This window comes from Parabacteroides goldsteinii, from assembly GCF_020091425.1.
In the GTDB taxonomy this organism is placed as follows: Bacteria; Bacteroidota; Bacteroidia; order Bacteroidales; family Tannerellaceae; genus Parabacteroides; species Parabacteroides goldsteinii.
In genome coordinates this window covers 5,537,963-5,557,838 of record NZ_CP081906.1, presented here as the reverse complement: position 1 = coordinate 5,557,838, position 19,876 = coordinate 5,537,963, and the positions used below count along the sequence as shown (strand labels likewise).

14 protein-coding genes are annotated in these 19,876 nt (G+C 40.1%); 2 read left to right on the top strand and 12 right to left on the bottom strand.

Annotated elements, in window-relative coordinates; genetic code table 11:
- Nucleotides 1-8: 8 nt before the first annotated feature.
- The 5 genes from K6V26_RS23050 to K6V26_RS23030 all read right to left on the bottom strand — a co-directional run bounded on the left by K6V26_RS23050 (nt 9) and on the right by K6V26_RS23030 (nt 7,951).
- Nucleotides 9-1,643, bottom strand: coding sequence for a RagB/SusD family nutrient uptake outer membrane protein (locus K6V26_RS23050; RefSeq protein ID WP_009860380.1), 1,635 nt, complete (start codon nt 1,641-1,643; stop codon nt 9-11).
- Between the two features lie 11 nt (nt 1,644-1,654).
- Nucleotides 1,655-4,966: a SusC/RagA family TonB-linked outer membrane protein gene (locus K6V26_RS23045; RefSeq protein WP_224263987.1), complete on the bottom strand. Its 3,312-nt coding sequence runs from the start codon at nt 4,964-4,966 to the stop codon at nt 1,655-1,657.
- Nucleotides 4,967-5,220: 254 nt separating this feature from the next.
- On the bottom strand, nt 5,221-6,207 hold the full coding sequence (locus tag K6V26_RS23040; RefSeq protein ID WP_224263986.1) for a FecR family protein: 987 nt from the start codon (nt 6,205-6,207) through the stop codon (nt 5,221-5,223).
- Nucleotides 6,208-6,347: 140 nt separating this feature from the next.
- On the bottom strand, nt 6,348-6,908 hold the full coding sequence (locus tag K6V26_RS23035; protein ID WP_224263985.1) for an RNA polymerase sigma factor: 561 nt from the start codon (nt 6,906-6,908) through the stop codon (nt 6,348-6,350).
- A gap of 176 nt (nt 6,909-7,084) precedes the next feature.
- Nucleotides 7,085-7,951: a DNA-directed RNA polymerase subunit alpha C-terminal domain-containing protein gene (locus tag K6V26_RS23030; protein ID WP_129697118.1), complete on the bottom strand. Its 867-nt coding sequence runs from the start codon at nt 7,949-7,951 to the stop codon at nt 7,085-7,087.
- Between the two features lie 600 nt (nt 7,952-8,551).
- Here K6V26_RS23030 and K6V26_RS23025 point away from each other — a divergent pair.
- Nucleotides 8,552-9,001 carry a helix-turn-helix domain-containing protein gene (locus K6V26_RS23025; protein ID WP_122326600.1) on the top strand — a complete coding sequence of 150 codons (450 nt, stop codon included), beginning with the start codon at nt 8,552-8,554 and terminating at the stop codon, nt 8,999-9,001.
- Between the two features lie 123 nt (nt 9,002-9,124).
- On the opposite strand, the gene K6V26_RS23020 is transcribed toward K6V26_RS23025, so the two are convergent.
- From K6V26_RS23020 to K6V26_RS22995, 6 genes are all read right to left on the bottom strand, one after another.
- On the bottom strand, nt 9,125-10,231 hold the full coding sequence (locus tag K6V26_RS23020) for a metallophosphoesterase (protein WP_048314097.1): 1,107 nt from the start codon (nt 10,229-10,231) through the stop codon (nt 9,125-9,127).
- Between the two features lie 43 nt (nt 10,232-10,274).
- The gene (locus K6V26_RS23015) at nt 10,275-11,321 is read right to left on the bottom strand and encodes a family 43 glycosylhydrolase (RefSeq protein ID WP_224263984.1); all 1,047 of its coding nucleotides are present in this window, start codon (nt 11,319-11,321) and stop codon (nt 10,275-10,277) included.
- 83 nt (nt 11,322-11,404) lie between these two features.
- The gene (locus K6V26_RS23010; RefSeq protein ID WP_048314102.1) at nt 11,405-13,192 is read right to left on the bottom strand and encodes a RagB/SusD family nutrient uptake outer membrane protein; all 1,788 of its coding nucleotides are present in this window, start codon (nt 13,190-13,192) and stop codon (nt 11,405-11,407) included.
- A 17-nt stretch (nt 13,193-13,209) separates the two neighbouring features.
- Nucleotides 13,210-16,716: a TonB-dependent receptor gene (locus K6V26_RS23005; protein ID WP_224263983.1), complete on the bottom strand. Its 3,507-nt coding sequence runs from the start codon at nt 16,714-16,716 to the stop codon at nt 13,210-13,212.
- A gap of 204 nt (nt 16,717-16,920) precedes the next feature.
- Nucleotides 16,921-17,907 carry a FecR family protein gene (locus tag K6V26_RS23000; RefSeq protein ID WP_129697120.1) on the bottom strand — a complete coding sequence of 329 codons (987 nt, stop codon included), beginning with the start codon at nt 17,905-17,907 and terminating at the stop codon, nt 16,921-16,923.
- A 74-nt stretch (nt 17,908-17,981) separates the two neighbouring features.
- Nucleotides 17,982-18,566 (bottom strand): RNA polymerase sigma-70 factor, encoded by a 585-nt coding sequence (locus K6V26_RS22995; RefSeq protein ID WP_048314106.1) that lies wholly within the window; start codon nt 18,564-18,566, stop codon nt 17,982-17,984.
- Nucleotides 18,567-18,716: 150 nt separating this feature from the next.
- Between K6V26_RS22995 and K6V26_RS22990 the strand changes: the two genes are divergently transcribed.
- The gene (locus tag K6V26_RS22990; RefSeq protein WP_048314108.1) at nt 18,717-18,941 is read left to right on the top strand and encodes a helix-turn-helix domain-containing protein; all 225 of its coding nucleotides are present in this window, start codon (nt 18,717-18,719) and stop codon (nt 18,939-18,941) included.
- A gap of 74 nt (nt 18,942-19,015) precedes the next feature.
- Here K6V26_RS22990 and K6V26_RS22985 read toward each other — a convergent pair whose 3' ends face one another.
- Nucleotides 19,016-19,867, bottom strand: a complete 852-nt coding sequence (locus K6V26_RS22985; RefSeq protein WP_046145894.1) for a sugar phosphate isomerase/epimerase family protein — start codon at nt 19,865-19,867, stop codon at nt 19,016-19,018.
- Nucleotides 19,868-19,876 lie beyond the last annotated feature (9 nt).

Sequence of the window (19,876 nt, the reverse complement as noted above, 5' to 3'; positions counted from 1 at the left end):
CATTCCTTTTATTCAAAATTTGTTTGAACCAGATTCGGATTTCGGTCTAGTTCCGATTGTGGTATAGGAAGATAAGTATTTTTGAAGGAACGTATTTCCAATACGACTTTATTCTCCTCTCCAGTTTTGATAACAGCCCGTTCTTCCTGAGGAATATTCGTATCCATAATGACTGTACCATAGTTAGTTGCATAAATAGGTCCGTTAAGTACTTCTTTTGCAATACCCCATCGTACGATATCACTACGTCTTAATCCTTCGAATGCAAACTCAACGCGTCTCTCACGCCTTAACAACTCACGCAAGGTTGCCTGTGTCGAATATTTATTTCTGTCTACCATCGGCATCCCGGCACGTTTCCGCACCTCATCCATCAAATTGCAGGCTTCATCAAGATCTCTGTTGAGCTCGATCAATGCTTCTGCCTTTGATAAAAGCACCTCGGCATAACGAAAAACAATAAAATCGAGTCCTGTATTGTTGATATCCGAATATTGCGTAAGAGGCGACATATATTTACAGCATGTATATCCCGATTGTGAAGCATTACGTGAATCATTTGCATTATCCTTGTTCGGTTTCCCGTCTATAGTCCTATCGAGTGTATTATATATTCTGTAAACGCCGTTAGGATTCACCCAATCTGCTCCGGAGTACAAAACTGTTGCATAAAAACGGGGATCTCTATTCTTATAAGGATGAACCGGGTCATATTCTCCGTTTTTTTCAGCTTCTTCGATCGTCAGACCGGAAGATGTTTCATAAGCGTCGACCAAGCTTTGTATAGGAACAAATGCCGACCATCCCCCGTCGTTCGCATTACAAAATTCAATAATTGTCTGATTCTTATAATCATTCTCCACCTTTTTAGCAGCCAGGATAATCTCGCAATTATCTTCATTCGCTTCTTTAAACAAATCAGCATAAGGAGTCGTTCCGGCAGTAAACAAATTATAAACCCCCAGTTTCTCTATTTCATCGGCTGCTGCAATCGCTTCTTCATACTGCTTGTAATACAAACACATTCTCATTTTAAGTGCCAATGCCGCCCCTCTTGTGATACGACCAGACTCTTTAGGTGTAACATCCAAGTTTCCATCTGCCGAAAGCTCATTCAATTCATCCAATATAAATTTAACTATATCAGTTTCGGGCGATGCCGGTATTTTGGATTCTTCCAATGTAGATATAACTTCTGTTACCAAAGGAATATCTCCATAGGCTGTCGCCATCATATAATATCTCCAGGCACGAAGAAAGCGAACCTCATTCCTCAGTTGTTTCAGCCTGTTCGGATCTTTAAACGGAACTTCGGTGTTTTCGGTAAGAGCCAAGAAATTATTACAACGAGTGATCAAAGTATAATCAAACCATCCGATTCCTGGATTTGAATGCGTCGCTTTTCCGTTGGCATAAGCAGACCAATTCGTATTGATGGCACAATAGCCATTATCACTAAACACATCATTATAAACAGTAAACGTCTGATCCACATAGCCATCATAACAACCGACCACTAACATTTCAATATCTTTTTCTGTTTTCGGGAAAGTAGCAGTCGATAAAGAATCTTTAGGTGCACGATCCAGAGAACAAGAAGTAACCAGAATACCTATAATGAATAAAAATAATATCTTTTTCATACGATTAATCTTTATAAAGTGATAGAAATTCCAACCGAATTAGTTGTTATATGCGGATAATATGCTCCCCAACCGCTCGGAGCCTCAGGATCGATTCCTTCCGGACATTTTTTTATTGTCAGCAGATTTTGTCCGCTGTAATAAATACGGACAGAAGTTATCTTCATATTAGTACACCATGTCTTAGGGAATGTAAAGCCTACCTGTACATCCTTCAATCTCAGATAATTCGTATTGACCAGCCAGAAATCAGAAGTTGTCACTTCCGGCATATTATAAGTTCTGAATTTGGATGCACGCGGCATTTTATTCGTCGGATTTTCAGGAGTCCACCTATCCAACCACAACTTAGAAGGATGACCTGAATCACCGTTAAATTCACCGTACATTTCATCCGTAAAATAACGGGCAACGCCTGCCGCCCCTTGGAAGAATAAAGAGGCATCAAATAACTTCCATTTAGCCCCCAGATTAATACCAAATGTAAACTTAGGATTTTCTGAGTTCAGAATAATCTTATCCTTTTCATCGATGACATTATCCTTATTCCTATCGACCAGCTTAATGTCTCCTGGTATCAGACGTGCATTGTCAATCATCGTATATTTAGGAGCCTTATCTATCTCTTCCTGACTCTGGAAAATTCCGTCAGACTGGTAACCGTAGAATGCCTGATACGGGCGACCAACCATTGTTATGGTGCGGCTACCTTTCTGGTCGTCGAGGTCTCCCAGTGACAATACTTTGTTTTTATTATAGGCAAAATTCACACCGGCATTAAAAGCCACCTGACTAATCTGCTTATTATAATTCAGAGAGGCCTCAATACCTTTATTGCTCATCTCACCGATATTGTCATAATATCCTCCGTAACCAAAGGTAGTAGGAACATTAACCTGCATCAAAATACCCGTCGTTTTACGATTATACCAATCAAGAGTCATCGACAACGAATTCAGTACAGTCATATCCAAACCAACTCCCCAGGTATAGGTTGTCTCCCATGACAAGTCATTTATTTTATTATTTGTCTGTGCTGCTCCAGTATTGATTACATTACCAAAAGGATATTTAGGAGATGTAGAATATGTATTAATATACGGATAATAATCATTCGGAATTTCCTGATTTCCTAATACACCCCAGGAAGCTCTGACTTTCATATCATCAACAAAAGTACGTGTACCAGCCATAAAATCCTCATTAGATAAACGCCAGGCTCCGGAGAAAGAAGGGAACCATCCCCATCTATATCCTTTAGCAAAACGGGAAGAACCATCCCCTCTGATATTACCTTCGAACAAATATTTATTATCAAAATTATATTTAGCTCTTGCAAAGAATGAATTCATGGCAAGTTCACGGGTATATCCGCTATTAGTCATTCCGACAACCGAACCTCCGTTCAGGTCGGTTACATCCGAAGAAGGAAAGTCTTTCCTGTAGGCCTTCGTTTCCTTGTATTTATACAATTCCGAATGGAAACCAGCCAATAGATTAACCGTATGCTTTTCTATAAATGTCTTATCGTAAGTCAACATAGCATCTGCTTGTGTACGGTTATTCGTATAATAAGATTGTGTATACTGGGTAGGTCCGTCATATTTGGCTTCATTATATTGAATTTCTTTTCTATACAAATTATAATCCTGGTTCTGTACATAATATGAACCGTTCACTCTGGCTACCAATCCATCCAGAATATCATAAGAAAATTCCGCAAAAGCTGTAATATAGTCATTCTGTCTTTCACCTTTTGCCCCCGAATCCTGGAAAGCAATCGGGTTACCATCACTGATTGTTCCATATGTACCATCTTCATTCTTATAGGGAACCATTGGAGATATTCTATTTACTTGGCGGTAAGTCTGTTCGCTTGTTCCCGAATCCCAGGATATCGGGTTTGTAGGCTCCTGAATCAAAGAATTGACATAATCCAGATTTATTTTGGATTTTAACCGCTCTGTAATTTTCATATCCAAGTTTACACGCAGGTTGAACTGCCTGTTTGCTGCATTTTTCACTATACCTTCCTGTTTAGAATATCCCAGCGAAGTACGGTAATTTACCCATTCGGTACCTCCACCGACACTTACATTATGCCGGTTGGTAAATCCAGAACCCACAAAGAAAAGTTTATTCCAATCTGTATTTGGATGTCCGTACGGATCGGTTCCATTTGCATACAAGTCGATATCGGTCTGAGAATAAGGCATACGCTTTGTAGCCTGTTCCGGGGTAGCACCTTCGGATATAGCACCCCAATATTCTGCTTCATTAGTCAACTGAGCTAATTCTGCCGAACTGGTACGCGGCATCAATTCCGAAGGGGAAGACCATCCGAAAAGAGCGTTGTAATTGATCTTGGGAGCCCCCTGTTTTCCCCGCTTCGTGGTAATAAGAATTACCCCGTTAGCAGCTTTAGAGCCATATATAGCAGCTGAAGCAGCATCCTTCAAGACAGATATACTCTCGATATCCTGTGTATCCACTATATTCATATCTCCTTCGATTCCATCAATCAATACCATCGGTGTCGATACATTGAAAGAGCCGACACCACGAATAAGTATTTTGCCGGCATCCATACCCGGTTGTCCTCCACTATTTGTAACAGTCATACCCGGAACCAGGCCCTGTAATCCCTGAGAGACATTGGATATTGCACGATTAGCCAAAGATTCTGAATTTACGGTAGCCACCGATCCTGTCAGGTTTACTTTTTTCTGGCTGCCGTATCCGACAACGACTACCTCATCCAACGCCTGAGTATCTTCCTCCAAAATGACAGTCAATACTGTATTGTTCCCCACTTTTACTTCTTTAGGACGATAACCGATATAAGAAATCTCAAGAGTCGAACCTTCCGGCACTTCTATATCAAAATTACCATCCAGATCAGAAATTACTCCATTTACGGTTCCTATCTGAACAATATTTGCTCCTATAACAGGTTCGCCATTCGCATCTGTTACGGAACCTTTCACTGACTTATTTTTACCTGTACTCGTATTTTGAGGCTCAGACTCGGCAAGAACTACCTGAGTATCCCCTTTTATAGTATAAGAAACAGGAATCTGCCCCACAATCTGTCCCATCACGGCTTCAATACCCTGATCGTTCACTTCAACGGTAATTGGAGTAGTCATACCAGGAAGTCCTTTCTTATAGAAAAAGCGGTATTTGCTCACCTTTTCAATTTGCTTCACCACTTCCGAAGCGGGTTTGTCTTTGATATGTATGGTTATCTGAGCGTGGATCCCCGTCAATGGGAAGGTTAACAAGATTGTCAGAAAAACCATCTGTTTAAATAAATGCTTCATGTTACTCATTTTTCTTTTAATTAGAAATAAGATGTAGATAAAATAAATGTTTGTAACTTTGTAAGCAGAAGAGTCCCGTTAACAACGGCCGGTCTCCTACATCGGCTGTATCAACATAAGGGATATCTGCAAAAACAGTAATGAGGAGGTAGCTCGAAGGAGTTACCTCTTTTTGTTAATTTTTTATTCCTTTCTCATAGGCGTTGTATTAGATTAGACATATTCGTTTTATTTTTCCGTACGGTTAACTCCTGCTAAGGAACCCTCTTTCTCAAAAATACGGTATCTCCTTTATTTTCATATACAACCGGAGTTGTCAGGTTAATAATGTCGATAAAGTTTTCAAGGTTGTTATTTCGAATGGTTCCTATGTAACATACTTTTTTCAAAGATTCGTCTTCTATACATATTGTTGTATTATACAGGCGACTCATAATATGGGTTATCTCCTCCAAAGACTCACCGTCAAATGTGATCTCATTTTTTCTCCAAAGAGCTATATTCTGCATACTCTCATCTTTGTACCGGGAAAAACTTCGGTTCAATAAATCGACCTTAACCGACTCATGCGGCTTGAGGATTGCCACATGACGATCATAGCTTACCCTGACAGAACCGGAAAATAACGATGCAATAATTTTATTATCATTCTGATACGCATTAACATTGAATGAAGTTCCCAAAGCTTCGACCTGCATACCTTTTGCTTCTACAATAAAACGTTTATCCGGATTTTTGGCCACTTCAAAATAGGCCTCTCCTACTAATGTTACGTTACGCTCTTTCAAGCCATAATCTGCCGGATAACTAATTTTTGTATCGGAGTTCAGCCACACTTTCGTACTATCAGGCAAAGTAATGAATGCCCGTTGCCCTTTTTCTGCCAATACCATGAAATTCTGTGTCGACAGTTGCTTTTGTTTATCGATCATACGGTAATTAACCAGGCCTAAAACAATGATAATACAAGCTACCGCAATCTGTTGCCAAACCTTCCATGAAAAACGTGAACGTAATAAAATAGTTTTAGTTTTCTTCTCATCCAACTCCCGGCTCAGCCTGCGGTACATACGTTCCTGTACGTCCCTGGGCATCTCATCCGGACTTTCTTTCCATGCTGTCTCAAAAAGCATGAAGAATTCCTCTTTGGATGCGCACTGCCGGAACCATTCCATCAACTGCCGGTTTTCTTCTTCGGTAGTCGTACCTGCTATCAGACGGTGAAGTAATTCTATTCTCATTATTAATCCGTTTATATATTATAGTGGGATAAATATACCTACTACTTAGTCAAAAGATAAAACAGGCTCATTTTTAACTTTAGTTCACAAACAAGTTCTACTTAAAGACAAGGAATATCCAGAAAAGAGGGAAGTCGGTTTTATAAGGAAAGATAGATAAGGATAAAAGCGACCGCTTTATTTCCAAGCACTTTACGAAGTTCTTTCAGGGCCTGATAGATATGTGCTTCTACCGTACGTTCAGACAAGGATAGTTTTTTCGCAATTTCTGCATGCGACAAGTTTTCAAAACGGCTCATGATAAAAACTTTCCGCCGCATTTCCGGAAAGGAAGAGATGACATTGAAAATATATTCTCGTAAGGAGTCGGCTTCAATCACATCTTCTTCCGAGCTGGAAACCAGTTTCGCATCCCTGATTTCTTCCACCGGAAGGTTTCTATGAAGGGCTTCTTCCACATATTTATAGGCTAAATTACGGGCGATGGTCGAGATATAGGCTTCAAAGTTAAGCTCAGGTAATATATTTCCACGCTTTTCCCAAATAGTCAGGAAGAGTTCCTGAACGACATCTTCAGCCAAATCTGCGTCATTCAGCAAATACAGAACGGTGTTGTATACCTTCGGACTGTACCGCCAATAGACAGTATTAAAAGCATCCCTGTCTCCCTCCTTCAGACGATATAAAAGTTCACTATCCATGTTTATACTGTAATTCTCCTCATTTAATAGCTGTCAGGTTAACAATTCGGCAAAAGATAATTATTTTTCACCTAGCAACATATCCTAATTCCGATACAAATATAAACCTATTATTATTATTACAAATAATATTTGCCAATACATGAACCACAAAGTTATAAACAACCGGATCACAATTATTTCTTGGAAACCGTCACATATCGTAAAAGTTCGCAATGCCCGCTGACATCCATTATTCCTTTTTTAAACAATTCGCTTTTCAACCTCTTAAACGAGACTTCTCCAAAGTTATGTAATGTTTTCAACCTTTCCATCTCTTCATTTTCTAAAATATATCTCACTAAATCTTCCAACGTATCTATATGATTATCTCTTAAGGCATTATAGGTCCTTGTATCCAAATCAAGAGAGACAGTCAATGGCTTCTTCAGCAAAAGTTGCTGGTTCTCTAATGAAATCTTTTCCCCGGCAAACTTCATTCGCAAGTCTTGCTCAGACTGCAGTTTCTTTATTCTGGCATTCAATGATATTATCTTCGATTTCAGTTCCCAGATTTCCTTATCTTTCTTTTCGCTCTCATCCAGATAACTCCTAATAAATCCGGTCTGAATACCGATATCCACCAAGGCTTCCTGAAATATGATCTTTACTTTGCGTTGTGTAATTTTCAGATGTTTTGCCACCTTTTTAATACTTATATGGGTTGCCAACGCATGGAATACGAATTTTTTATTCTCAGAGTTAAGCAAGTTGCGCATTTCCGTTATAATAAACAGATATTCCGGAGTGAGCTTTTTAAATGATTCATATACAACATCTTTTTCGGTCACATATTTTTTGGGGGGTACAGGTTGTGGCTGTGCTTCTACGTGTTGTTGCTCAGGCACGGAAGGTTGTTCTTCGGGCGTTGGAGAGACAATAAGAACTTCTTCCTGCAACGTTGCGTCAGGAGCTGTAAATGCGTTATTTACAAGACAAAGCTTCTGTTCTCGGGTAAAAAGAAGTTTTGCATAATCGCGTAATCTAGTTAACATACTCATCATAACATAAATAGTTTAGTTAAGTCAAAATATAAAGAATGTGATATTACTATCTCAGCCGAAATTAGAACCGGGGATAATTTATGCAAACTGAAATAAAACTTTAAAATACCTTTTTTCCATAATTATAACGGAAGGAAGTCAACGCCATGGCTTCTAAAACATTCCCCACAGGAACAAAGGTAACAGATATGATTAAAAAAACAACAGATTACGGTAAGAAAATCAATGCTAAAGATTAAAACTGCCCTATCCTCGCGAACCAGACAGCTATTTACATATTTGAATATATTGTATATTATTTCAAATATGAATAGTTGGGAGCTTATAAAAAAGCCCTAACCCCCTTTTAATGTTTACCAATCCTATCTCCTTTCGCATCTTCTACATATATGAATCCAAAACCTGTTATTTTCTTTTTACAAAGAAAGCCAGAATATCCCATGCCCCAATATTCATGGCCAAGTAAAATACATAAACATCTGAATATTTTACATAACATGGAGGAAAAGAAAAAAGCAGGACAGATTGTTATTTCCCATATGATAAGTAAGGACTTTATCGTTTTGTCCTTATATTTGTCTCAAATAAAATAAGTTCGATATGGAAAGAGAAACAGAAGAGAAAACCGGAAAGAACGTTCACCAAGGTGCGAATGTCCGCAGATTACGTAATATAATGGGTGTCAAACAAAGCTCATTGGCGGAAATGCTCGGTACCACGCAGCAAAAGGTTTCACGCATCGAAAGCCAACGGGTGATCGAACAAAATATGTTGATCCAAATCGCGAATATCCTCCATGTTTCTCCCAAGATTATTGAAGAACTGGATGAAAATCCGCTGTCAGTTGTTATTGAAAATAATAATTTTGAAAGCGGAAGCTATAATACAGGAATAATAGAAAATGATCAATACAATCAAAATACTATCCATCCTCTGGATAAAATCATGGAATTGAACAAACAGGCCACCGACCTTTTTGAACGCATGCTGGCTGTTGAAAAAGAAAAGTCCGCCTTGCTGGAACAATTGTTGAAGGAAAAAGGGAAATAATATATAACTCAGATCAGGCAGATGACCGCAGATAATTAATTTATTATCAATACATATATCTGTAGTGATCTACCTGATTTATCTTATCTGTATTAATCAGTACCAACCTCCTTTTCGAATATTTTACTTATCACTCGGCTTCGGTATTTCCAGGCTGAATTGGTCATAAGATTCCGTGCGATGGGCCAGATGCCTGGTCAAAGCAGATATTCCGAACAAAGGAGAATAAGTTTTCACTTTTATTGTTTTGCCGTCAGGCATAAACTCCAGGATTCGCAACCAGCCATCACCTCCATTACCTTCGGGGCCACCCCCAACGTACTGCACATTAAACATCATCTGATGCACATCCTCACCCGCAGCGTTCTTATCTACCCGGTAACCGACATTATCTTCATATTTGCCGTTTCCATTACCCGTATGTCCACAGATCAGGAGTAATATATTCGAAGAAGGACGGATCAGCTTTTCCCATATCTGCTTCCCTGCATTTTTAGGTGTGATAGCATAATTTTCATGATCACGTACTTTCCCTCTTTCCGGAGCAGTACCAGGATCCATATAACCGTGTGTCATAAATATCACCCGGCTGTCTTTATACCTATCACTAGAAGCCAGTTTCTTAGCCCACTCCAACACTTCATCGCGGGGAGCAAATTCACTTGTGATGACTAATAATTTCCCCCAATTAGGATCGTTGAACTCGAATGCGGCATTTTCCAGCGACGGTATATTATTTCTGTTGGGAAGAGCGCTGACACAAATATCCCTCCAGGCTGAATTTCTCTCAAAAGGGAAATATTCAGGGAAACGGGTCATACCGTTTTCTGAATGCTGAAAGCCGTATTCATGATTACCCGGAGAAATAATATATGTAATTTTATTGTCCAACCGTTTGAAGGCATTGGACCCGGCTTCCCACATTTCCCGACTTGTCTGATTGAGCATCTTACGGTTACGTACGATATTCTCATTCTGTTCCACCACATCACCAGTGCAAAGCACCGCTTTTATCTTCAAGTTATCGATGTTATCGGCTATCCATGCCGTACACAAATCGAATAAAGGCTGATTGATATCATATTTTGTATATCCCTGTGGATCTCCCAGCAAGATCATTGAAAATGAATTGGGGTTTTCCAGATGTTGCTGGTCTGCCCGATCCTGGGCAGAAAGGGAAAATATCTCTCCTATAACCAAGCCTATTACAATCAGTAATTTAGTTTTCATACACTTTTCTTAAAATTTAAACAATAGTATTTCTCACATATTTCTATTCAAAGACAGGAGCTTCCGCAGAAATAGAAGCGGTATTGCCTTTCATATACGGCCCCCAATCATTCCAATAAACCCTGTCGAGCATTAACAATCGACCAGCAGTGTCATCAAACTTTTGATAAGCATGGTAGATCATCCAGTCATTGCCTTCGTCGTCCTGGACAAATTCAGCATTATGTCCTGTTCCACTCCATATATTATTACCCTGTAACAATAAATCTCCAGCTCCGTTAAGCATAGACTCACCGTCCTGTGTTACATAAGGACCCAGCACATTCTCCGACCTACCGAAGATCAAATGATAGGTACTGGATTTTCCTTCGCAACAAGTTCCGGCAGAACCTATCAGATAAAAATATCCACCATGTTGTGCGATATAGGAACCTTCCATTTGATTACCGGCCAGTTGCACTTTTCGGCTTCCATCCTTTACAGCCAACCCGTCATCGGTCAGTTCAACGGCATAGATGCCATAAAAACTACCCCAGACTAAATATTTATGCCCATTGTCTTCGATGTAGAACTGATCTATCGAATTATTTACGCCTTGCGAAGTATAATCTAACACTTTACCATGATCAGTAAATGGCCCTTCGGGTTTATCTGCTGTTGCAACTCCGATCGCTGAATCATAAGTTCCCGCCCAAACACCCATAGAGTAATAGAGAACATATTTCCCGCCGATATAATTTATATCCGGCGCCCATAGTTTTGCATTCGGGACCCATGTCGGATGATTATCATTATCAAAAACAGTACCTACATAATCCCAATGAACTAAATCTTTCGACTTATGTATGGGAATATAACGAATATCACCCGGCAAATTATTCTGTGTAGTATACACATAAAAATAACCGTTGCTAGCCCTGATAACCGACGGATCGGGACAATTCTCATTTATAACGGGATTTTCATAGGTAACAGAAGCCGGAAGGTCTTCATCCTCTTTTTCACTCTCTTTTTTATCGTTACCGCTATCGCATCCGCAGGATAGCAGAACTAAAAAGATAATATTAAAATATAAGAATATTCTTTTCATATCGAACTCTATCTATAAAAGAGGGGAAATACAGGAAACGTATCTCTCTTATATTTCCCCTTGAACCATAATCATTTTAATAATTAATCATTCCAACCGGCATTTTGTACCAAGTTCGAATTCTTTTCGCGTTCAGAAGCAGGTATAGGCCAGGTCCAGCATTGATCGCCCAACCAATACCAGGTATAGGTAGTGGTTCCCCATATTTGTGACAAACCGTTCTTATTATTACGGAACTTCTTGTCTTTCCATGTTTTCCAGCGAAGTTCATTCCAATACATCACATTTTCACCTCCGAGTTCCCAATAATACTCATTACGGATTCGTTCGCGCATATCATCTTTACCTTTCACCGTTGTAGGCGTATTACTATTCAGTAATTGAGCTCCACAACGTGAACGGATCTTATTTATTTGTTCTACCGCCTTATCGGTTTCACCCATCTCATTTAAAGCCTCAGCATACCCAAGCAATACCTGCGCATAACGGATCAGATGAACATCCAGATCATACGTATCACGATACGGCCATTCATTTCCTTCGGGAACAAATTTCCTCCACAAATAATAGAAATAATTATTTGCATCCGTACGAATATCGAAAGGCTCACGACCATCGAATCCACGATACGGCCAGCGTAACGTATAAGTATGTTCCGTTCCTCCGGATGAACCTAAATAGGTCGCATACGGGGTAATGACAGTCATCATAAGCCGTGGATCACGATCTTCATAGGCTTTACGAATACGGGCTTCATTACCATCAGGCAGATATTTACCCATATCGGCACCATAAGTAGTCATTTGAGCAATTTCAGAATCGGTCATACCGTCACGAAGAAAGAATACGGAACGTTGTACCGGAGTCATCGAATTATATCCGGGACAATAATTATCCCAATTAAATGTACTGCCATCCTTTACTTCATAAGACTCGACGAAATGAGGATTGGGTAAATAATTATTCCACATCGAACCTCCCGTACAACGATTACCATAATTAACGTTCAATGGATTTGCAACAGAGTATTGTTCACACTGAATAGAAAATACCATCTCGTCGCATTGTTCATTTGTTGTTTTAAGCATGTTTTTAAAAGCAATAGCACCTCCCGTTGTAAAAAGCGAATAACCGCAATTACCGACAGCCTCAAAGTCGCGGGCTGCGTCCTGCCATTTCTCCAACCACAAATAGACCTGTCCGCGGAAAGCATAAGCAGCTCCTTTAGTCACATGGCCGTAGTTTGCATCCGAAGCCTTATATTTATCCGGTAAATCCGTTTCCGAGATCACATCTGTCAGATCTTTCACCACCTGATCCCAGATCTCCGCTTCGCTGGCACGAGGAGTCTTTGCCTGTTCTTCATTGACAATCGGTTCCGTAATGAGGGGAACGCCTTTGAAAAGGATATTCAAGCGATTATATGCCCAGGCACGCAAGAATTTACACTCGGCAATATAACGTGCCTTGTCGGAATCACTCATATCAGGTACATCGTTAATATTAGATATGACATCGTTTGCACGATTGATCATTGTATAGCAACGAGTATAAATACTACTGAATTGGCCACTGGAAGGTGTAGCAGTTCCTCTCACAATAGCATTCTGTGATATCCAGTTCAAGTCAATATCCATAACGGAAGAATAGGCATCCCATATACGTTCGGCATTATTGGCATAACCGGCACAATACCAGCCGACAAAAGTATTGTAGACACCGGCCACGGCTTGTTCAGCCAGAATCGAGCTCGTCCAGATATTCGAACTGCTAACTGCATTACGGGGAGCCGTATCCAGAAAATCAGCACCACACCCCATCAATGTAAATGTAGAAATCAATCCTAATAAAATATGTTTCATCTTTTTCATAATTCTTTTCCCTTCAATTAAAATGTAACATTCAGACCAAATGCAAACTGGCGGTAAGTCAAATAACCAATCGAAGAACGCATTTCCGGATCAATGCCCGGATAACCGGTAATAGTCAGCAGATTCTCACCCGAGAAAAAAACACGGGCATTCTGTATATAAGCTTTTTGAACAAGATGCTTAGGAATGGTGTATCCAAAAGTCAGGTTCTTGAGTTTCAAAAAATCACCTTTATACAACCACTTCGTATTCGTCGATTCACTCTGGCTACTTCCGGAATTGTTACTCAAACGAGGATTCTCCGAATGCAGGTTCGTACGAGGATCAGTCAGGTTATCCGGATCATAAAAATAATGATCGTCAGCAACGTCACGACCTATAGCATACCCCTTAATAGTCGTACTGGCATTATGACCGGTACGGTAGAAATAGAGTTTATTTCCTGCAACACCATACCAGTTCATCGACAAATCGAATCCCTTCCAACTTGCGGTTAATTGTGCACCGAAATTCCATTTAGGCATGGAAGAACTACCGACAAAATCATTGTCATACGTATTACCATAAATACCGTCATTATTAAGATCAGCATAAATATAGTCACCATACCAGATACCCGATTTACCTACTGCCTGGTTCGGATAAAATTTATAGCCTTCATCTATCATGGCATTCAACCATTTCATATCATCTTCCGTACGAATCATACCCATTTTAGGGCCGCCTACCGGATTGACAGAACCATCCTGATTGAAATAAGTCTGGTTTCCTTGATAAGGTTGCAGCATATAATATTCATTGATCATATGGCCTTCCAATACACGATTTGTCCCACCTGTAGAAACATCCCCCAGATTAGTCACATACGTCTTTCCATTTTCATCTGTTTCCCAGCCACGGACAAGTTTACCTTTATATTTACTGACTTCATTCTTATTATACGAGAAATTCCCACTGATACTATAATGGAAATCATGGATCTGGTCACTCCAGGTCAACTGAACTTCCAGTCCCTTATTCGTCACTTCGGCAATATTCTGACGGGCCGCCGTTATATTACCGTATATCATCATAATGGATGGCCTATAAAGAATACCTGATGTCTCTCTGTTATAATAATCTACTGTTCCTGACAATCTATTATTCAATATACCAAAATCAAAGCCGACGTCCGTTGTTGTAGATTTCTCCCATTGCAGGGTGACATTGGCTTGGGCAGTAGGCGCAAGACCTAAATTAGTATTACTGTTAAACGGATAATTTACCAATCCGTATGTTTGTTGCCATTCGTAATTACCAATGCTGTTATTTCCCAGTTTACCCCAGGATGCACGTAATTTGAGATTGTCGAGCCACTCTCTGGTATTTGCCATAAACGCCTCTTCCGAAATCCTCCAACCGGCTGATGCAGCCGGGAAAGTACCCCAACGATTTTCAGGAGCAAATTTCGAAGAGCCATCCCTGCGAATATCTACTTCAAACAAATAGCGCTGATCATAAGCGTAAGTGGCTCTCCCGAACCAGGAGCGGGAAGTATATTCGTTATTGGCCCCATAAGAGGATTTAAATTCAGTCCCTACATCAATATCATCAATGTTAGGATCTATCAGTCCTTGCATTGTCACATTCGAAGTCCGCGTCCAGGTACGTTCTTCCTCAAACCCGGCCAGAACAGAAACATCATGTTTGCCAAAACTCTGATTATAATTAAAAATATGATTAAACTTCCAATAATTATCGCGGTTATATGTTTGTCCGGTCGTTGCCGTTTTTAGGTCAATGGCATTTGCTGTAATTTCATTCAGGCTAAAACTCCATTTAGGAAAAGCATTCGATGCATATTTGCCATCATAAATGTAATGTTTGTACCAGAATCCAAAATCATAGCTGAAATGTTTCAGGAATTTTATTGAAGTATAGAAGTTGGTAAATATCTGCGTATATTTCATATCACCATGTTCATGATTCATATCCCACAACGGATTATGTGATTGGGGATCTTCTTCATTCGATTCCGGAGCCCCATACTTTCCATCATAATACGGATAAGTGCCCGGAACAACTTTTGTCATATCAATGCCGGTTAAAGAACCAGTAGACACACGGTCACGATCGGTATTATACCCCCATATACGGCTACCGACACGTAGCCATTTGGCTATGTCTGCATAGATATTACTACGGACAAAGAAACGTTTGAAACCCGAATTCTTCAATATACCCGGGTTATCGGTATATCCAAAAGAAAAATTATATCCGGACTTGTCGCTCGAACCCGATACTTGTACCGTATATTCCTGCATCCAATTACTGTCATAGATAGCATCGTACCAATCGGTATTCGGATAAGCCACATAATTAGGATACCCGGACTCGGCAATACCGTTCGGATCTTTTGCCTTCTCGCGCCATAAATTGATCGTTTCATCGGTGAAAGCAGACGAACGTCCCAAATTCGTATAAGACTCATTGATCAATTCCATGTAATCAGCATAGTTGTTCACGAGCTTCGGAACCCTCATCGGAGAGTTCAAAGACAATTTGGAAGAAACATCTATACTCACTTTATCTTTCTTTCCCGCAGTTTTTGTCGTGATCAAAATTACACCATTAGCTCCGCGGTTACCATAAATAGCACAGGAAGCTGCATCTTTCAAAACAGATATCGATTCAATATCAATCGGATTTACATTACTAAGGGATTGCTCCATGCCATCGACCAATATCAACGGATTTGAATCATTCAGGGTACCTACACCACGAATATTCATAGAATAGCTCTCGCCATAAGGATTACCTGACCCCTGCATTACCTGCAAACCCGGCGCCACACCTCCCAAAGCCTGGGTTGCATCAACTAAAGGGCGGGACGCCGCTGATTTCGAATAATTCACCGATGATACGGAACCTGTCAGATTTACCTTCTTTTGTGTACCGTATCCTACAACTACCACCTCTTCCAGCGATTGGGTATCTTCTGTCAGGATTATATCGAGTACAGAATGGTTTTTTATCGCGATCTCTTCTTTATTGTACCCGATATAAGATACGATCAACAGGGAATTGGCAGGAACAGATAGAGAATATCTACCGTTCATATCCGTAATGGTTCCATTGGTCGTACTCCCTTTTTCCACGATATTGGCACCCGGAATCGGTTCCCCGTCCTTATCGGTTACCATACCGGTAATTTTCCGGGTTTGCTGTACCACCTGAACACCATTTACTTTATATAAAGCAATATGTTTATCATTGATAACATAATAAATATTCTCTTTAGCAAACAATTCATCCAGTACTTCAGTCACCGTTTTATTCTTAAAATGGACCGATACTTTCCGGGTGGCATTGATTTGCCTCAGGTTATAAGTAAAATAAAAATCACATTTCTGCTCAATCATAGAAAGGACATCCTGCACGGTGGTGTTTTCCATATTCAACGACAATTTCACCGATTGTGAGTAGCTCAGGCTGGCGAATGTCTGCAAGGTTCCCAGTAATATGAATAATACAATACATCTCATAATATTCAGACTTTTTCGAAGCCATGACGATTTACGCATACGACATGGCATGCTTTTCACATTAAAATCCATACATTTGTAAATGATTAGTTAGTAATAAATTTAGGTCTTCTCTAATGCGTTACTCGCTAAATCCGAACCGGGGATGTTTGCGGCATCTTCGGTTCTTCATTTTTTTACATTCAGGTTTACTTCATAGGCAGATCATTTTAACGGTTTGTAAATCTCTATTTGTGTCCCCCGGATCTTATAATCCAGTTTACGTGTCTCTTTCAATAATGTCAACACCTGGTCGATAGTCGCACTTTCTTTAAAACGACAGGTGAATATTTCCGAGGAAAGTTCCCGGTCCCGGATATCGATATGTACATCAAACTTCCGCTCCAGATCATGCGTTATTTCATCCAGGCGCTTATTCTGATAAGCAGCTTCACCCAATATCCATGATTTGACCACATCCGTATTGATATCTTTATCGACCGCTAACCCGTATTCCTTCGAATAAGAAACCTGCTGATTGGGCTTCATGGTGACCTTTTGCTCGTCATCGTCGGTAATAACTTCAACTTTTCCTTCTGCTAAAGTCACAAAGGAGGTCTCTTCTTTATAAGCCTTTACGTTGAACTTGGTACCCAATACCTTAATGCGAAGCAAGTCAACATGAACAGTAAAAGGTGATTGGGGATTGTGGGCAACTTCGAAGAATCCCTCTCCTTCCAGTCTGACATCGCGCTCTTCCGAGGAAAACTGCGCCGGATAAACAAACTTACTATTAGAATTAAGCCAAACTTTTGTCCCGTCGGAAAGAGTTAAAGCAACACGTTGTCCTCTGGGAACCTCTACAATATTTGTCAAACCGGTGTCCTTATCAAGCAGGAAAAACAGATTCGTACCCAATAGCCCGATCAATACGATAGCTGCAGCATATTTGATCCATGAGGGGAGAACAACCGAACGACGGACTTTTTTTCCTGTCCCGGTATCCTGAAGACCGGATATAAAGCGACTGTACGCATCTTCTATTTCCTTCTTATCCGAAAAACGCAGTTCATCTTTCAGACTCCAGATACGTTCCATCTCGAAAAGCCAATCCGCATTCGCTTTATCCTCTGCCACCCATTCATCCACTTTCCGGATCTCATCCGAGGTACAGCGACGGGTCAGAAATCGTATTAATAGTTCTTCGCTCATTCTCCTTTATTATTTGTTTGTATAAAGAAGACAACCGGGAGAAACGGAACTACGTAGTAAAAAGCAGAAAAAAACTAATTCAAATGATAAAAGGCTATATATAAGATCAAAAGATCACGCAGGTCTTTCCGCAGAAAGAGAATGGCATTCCTGATATGTGTTTCTACAGTACGGTGCGAAATACACATTACTTCGGCTATTTCTTTATGGGGCAGGTCATGGTAATAACAAAGGCGGAATGCTTCCGCTGTTTTGGGTGGTAATTTCATGACCGATGTTTCTATCAGCTCACGAAGATCATGGTCGATCACTTGTTTCAAGACATCGTTCGTATCTGTTTTATCATTGAGAAAAGCGATACGGGCTTCAGCGATTCGTATCCTGGCTTCATACTCTTCCACGACCATCTGATGTTTCAGGTAATTCAGGCATCTGTTCTGCAACCACTTAAATAAGAATGACCGTATATTATCGGCATCGATCATTTTCTTTTGCTCCCAATAAGACGTAAAGACATCCTGCACCAGATCTTTTGCGACCTGCTCATTTACAAAGCGACAAGCCAAAGCCATCATCTTGGGATAGAAACACTCGAAAAAAGACTTGAAAGCGGCACGATCCCCCTCTTTTACTTTTTGTATATCTACAGGTAATTGCATAACATGTGATTCTTCGTTCGCAAAATAAGTATTTATATTTAATTTATACTTATGATTCCAACATTATTATTCATAGATACAAATATAATAAGAATACATATACGCTTAGCTATTATCTAAAAGAAATCTTTCTTTATCTAAAAAAAGAAAATGACGGAAATAGAAGACTTCGTAATACAGAGAGTAAAACAGCTACGAATTGAAAAAGGGATGTCACAAAGGGTATTTGCTGATAATATAAATCTTAGCCAAGGTTTTATCCGCGATTGTGAAAGTCCCCACAAAAGAGCAAAATATAATATAAATCACCTAAATGAAATTGCAAAAGTATTCGAATGTAGCTTCAGTTACTTTTTTCCGGATAAACCTTTCTAATGAACCGGATCATAGAAAAAGGGTGATCGATTCATCGAAACACCCTTTCTGCTAATTGTCCGTGATCAAACGAATCATTCAGTCAGTTCATTGAAATACCGGATGCACTCTTTTATGTCCGGTACGGAATTTTCCCAGTTGTATTCGTATTCAATAGAGAAAACACCTTTAAAATGCTGCCGTTTCAACTCATGCAACATTCCTTTCACGTCGAGGATACCGGTTCCCCAGATTACGTCGTGTTGCTCTTTTTCTCCTTCCTGTTTTGCTGCAATGTCTTTGAAATGGAGAGAAATGAGGCGTCCTTCGAGTTTTTTCAGGCAATCCAGCTGGTTCAGACCCTCACGACGCCAATGGCCGACGTCCGCACAGGAACCGATCAGCTTGCTACGGCCGGCGATCGCTTGCAACAGATTATCCGGATTCCAATAGTCGGATGGTTGCGGGTGGTTGTGCACAGAGATTTTTATGCCGTACTGCTCAGCCAGTTTTTCTACGAGGTCCCAGTCGTTTAAGGCAGGCTCGCAGGTGATAAACTCCATGTCCATATCTTTTGCAAATCTGAACATCTTCTCCCAGTCTTCCGACTTATCGGCCACATACACACCCGTAGCTATAATTTTTATACCTTTGGAAGCAGCCAATTCTTTCAGCTCTTTCCGGGTCTGGGTATCCAGGTCGAAACCAAAGACTTTATCGCCCCATTTTCCGCCCAGCTTATGGCCCGGATATACTTCTATATACTTCACTCCCAGTTCCTGAGTTTTATCCAACGCTTCCGTCAACGGAAAGAGATGGAATGTATAAGACTGTATGGCTATCCTCCAATCTTGTTTTTCCGCTTTCGCCTGTTTGCAGGCAGACAAAAAGCATGCAAACAACAAAAGACAAACAACGGGGAATAATACTTTCTTTATTTGTTTCATAACATTATT

Coding starts and splice junctions, on each gene's coding strand:
- K6V26_RS23050 (WP_009860380.1), bottom strand. CDS start 1,643: ATGAAAAAGATATTATTTTTATTCATTATAGGTATTCTGGTTACTTCT.
- K6V26_RS23045 (WP_224263987.1), bottom strand. CDS start 4,966: ATGAAGCATTTATTTAAACAGATGGTTTTTCTGACAATCTTGTTAACC.
- K6V26_RS23040 (WP_224263986.1), bottom strand. CDS start 6,207: ATGAGAATAGAATTACTTCACCGTCTGATAGCAGGTACGACTACCGAA.
- K6V26_RS23035 (WP_224263985.1), bottom strand. CDS start 6,908: ATGGATAGTGAACTTTTATATCGTCTGAAGGAGGGAGACAGGGATGCT.
- K6V26_RS23030 (WP_129697118.1), bottom strand. CDS start 7,951: ATGATGAGTATGTTAACTAGATTACGCGATTATGCAAAACTTCTTTTT.
- K6V26_RS23025 (WP_122326600.1), top strand. CDS start 8,552: ATGGAAAGAGAAACAGAAGAGAAAACCGGAAAGAACGTTCACCAAGGT.
- K6V26_RS23020 (WP_048314097.1), bottom strand. CDS start 10,231: ATGAAAACTAAATTACTGATTGTAATAGGCTTGGTTATAGGAGAGATA.
- K6V26_RS23015 (WP_224263984.1), bottom strand. CDS start 11,321: ATGAAAAGAATATTCTTATATTTTAATATTATCTTTTTAGTTCTGCTA.
- K6V26_RS23010 (WP_048314102.1), bottom strand. CDS start 13,192: ATGAAAAAGATGAAACATATTTTATTAGGATTGATTTCTACATTTACA.
- K6V26_RS23005 (WP_224263983.1), bottom strand. CDS start 16,716: ATGAGATGTATTGTATTATTCATATTACTGGGAACCTTGCAGACATTC.
- K6V26_RS23000 (WP_129697120.1), bottom strand. CDS start 17,907: ATGAGCGAAGAACTATTAATACGATTTCTGACCCGTCGCTGTACCTCG.
- K6V26_RS22995 (WP_048314106.1), bottom strand. CDS start 18,566: ATGCAATTACCTGTAGATATACAAAAAGTAAAAGAGGGGGATCGTGCC.
- K6V26_RS22990 (WP_048314108.1), top strand. CDS start 18,717: ATGACGGAAATAGAAGACTTCGTAATACAGAGAGTAAAACAGCTACGA.
- K6V26_RS22985 (WP_046145894.1), bottom strand. CDS start 19,867: ATGAAACAAATAAAGAAAGTATTATTCCCCGTTGTTTGTCTTTTGTTG.